The 1,536-nt window shown below is 30.3% G+C and carries 3 protein-coding genes; all 3 read left to right on the top strand.

What is annotated here, in order from left to right; translation table 11 throughout:
* Positions 1-65: 65 nt before the first annotated feature.
* The 3 genes from MVY38_RS01575 (at position 66) to MVY38_RS01565 (ending at position 1,486) form a co-directional block, all read left to right on the top strand.
* Entirely contained in the window at positions 66-788 is a 723-nt protein-coding gene (locus MVY38_RS01575; RefSeq protein ID WP_297482766.1) for a tyrosine-type recombinase/integrase, read from the top strand.
* Positions 789-991: 203 nt separating this feature from the next.
* A complete protein-coding gene (locus MVY38_RS01570) occupies positions 992-1,219 on the top strand; it encodes a helix-turn-helix domain-containing protein (RefSeq protein WP_297482763.1) in 228 nt (75 codons plus the stop codon).
* Positions 1,220-1,486, top strand: a complete 267-nt coding sequence (locus MVY38_RS01565) for a hypothetical protein (protein ID WP_297482760.1) — start codon at positions 1,220-1,222, stop codon at positions 1,484-1,486. It abuts the gene before it with no gap.
* Positions 1,487-1,536: the final 50 nt, after the last annotated feature.

Genomic DNA, 1,536 nt, shown 5'->3' with positions numbered 1-1,536 from the left:
ATATTTTCTATTGCTTTTTTACCTAAAAGCAATTAGGTAAAAAAGCAATAGAAAATATAAAGCCTATGCAGATAAAGAAAATCATTAATGTAATGGATAAACAAGGACTAAGCCCACGGACTCAAAAGAGTATTTTAGAAGTTTTAAAACCTATGTTTAAATTTGCACTTGAAAATAAGATGATAAAAGAAGCTCCTACAACTTTTATCAATGTGAAGATACCAAATCAAAAGAAGATAGTAACAAATGCTACTAAGCTATTTAACAAGGTATATACTGGAATAACTACATACTACAAAGATGAACCATTTTATCAAGCTTTATTTTTGTTTGGTTTTACTGGTAGAAGAAAATCAGAGATACTAAACCTTAGATGGGAAAATATCGACTTTACAAATGACTACTACTGGATAACAGATACTAAAAATGATGACAATCAAAAATACCCTTTAGCTCCTATGATTAAGCTCCTACTATTAACATTCAAAGAGAATAAGGGCTTAGTGTTTCCAAGTCCTATTACGGGTAAGGTTATTGCGAATGTAGATAGACAAATGAGAAACTTAAAAAAGCATACTGGTATAGATAATCTCTCACTTCATTATATGCGAAACATCTTAGTATCAATGTTAGCAGAGCAGCAAACAGAAGCCATCGTATTAAGCGGTATATTAGGTCATAAGGATGTAAACACTATAAACAAGTATCTTAGTATCAATCACTATAAAAGTGGTCAAGATGGGCTTAAAACGATAGATACTGTTTTGGATGTTGAGATGGTAGAATAATAGACATTATAATATACCACAACCACAACCACAACCACAACAACAACAACAACAAATAAGAGCTTGATTATAGTGCAAACTACTACATTTTTTTTGGAATACAATAATGCTATCAAAAAGAACTTAACGACGGTTATGTACACTCTGATATTAGCATAAGAGTAAAGCTTGAAATTATGACTTTATTTTCAAAAGGTCGTACGATGGAAACATCAAAAAATAAAGCAATAGAAGCTATAAAAGCTCCTATTCAGAAAGAATGGTTAAATCCAAAAGAAGCACACCAAGAGTTTGGTTTTAGTGTATCAACTTTAGCAAAATGGAGAATGAAAAATATACATCTAAAGTTTAGTAAGATGGGAAAATACATTAAGTATAAACGCAGTGATATTGAAGCTTTTTTGAACAGTAACATAGTTGAGGTGGCTTAAATGGATAACTTCTTTAGAAAGCAACTGTATGTATGGGTATATGATAAAATCAAATCGAACCCTAAAAAGTTTGGAGGGGATTTTTCAAACTCTTTAATTATGTACGAGTATCTAATTGAATTTTATGCTAATGAAAATATATCACAGCTTGAACCTCAACTAATGAGTATATTATCAACTGTGTCAAGGATTAAAAACAAGTTACTCAAGAAAAATCCTCACTTTGATTTTAGGACAAAGTACAAACCAAAAGAGAGTAAGAATTAATGATTAAGGTTAAAAAAAACACCCCTTGTTTTTAAATACATTATAGTTCC

The organism is Sulfurimonas sp. (assembly GCF_027056685.1).
In the GTDB taxonomy this organism is placed as follows: Bacteria; Campylobacterota; Campylobacteria; order Campylobacterales; family Sulfurimonadaceae; genus Sulfurimonas.
Note: the sequence above shows the minus strand (reverse complement) of the source record. Positions and strands in the feature narration are given on the sequence as shown.

Bases quoted from the DNA above. Each gene is read 5' to 3' on its own strand.
- MVY38_RS01575 (WP_297482766.1), top strand. From the start codon at position 66: ATGCAGATAAAGAAAATCATTAATGTAATGGATAAACAAGGACTAAGC.
- MVY38_RS01570 (WP_297482763.1), top strand. From the start codon at position 992: ATGGAAACATCAAAAAATAAAGCAATAGAAGCTATAAAAGCTCCTATT.
- MVY38_RS01565 (WP_297482760.1), top strand. From the start codon at position 1,220: ATGGATAACTTCTTTAGAAAGCAACTGTATGTATGGGTATATGATAAA.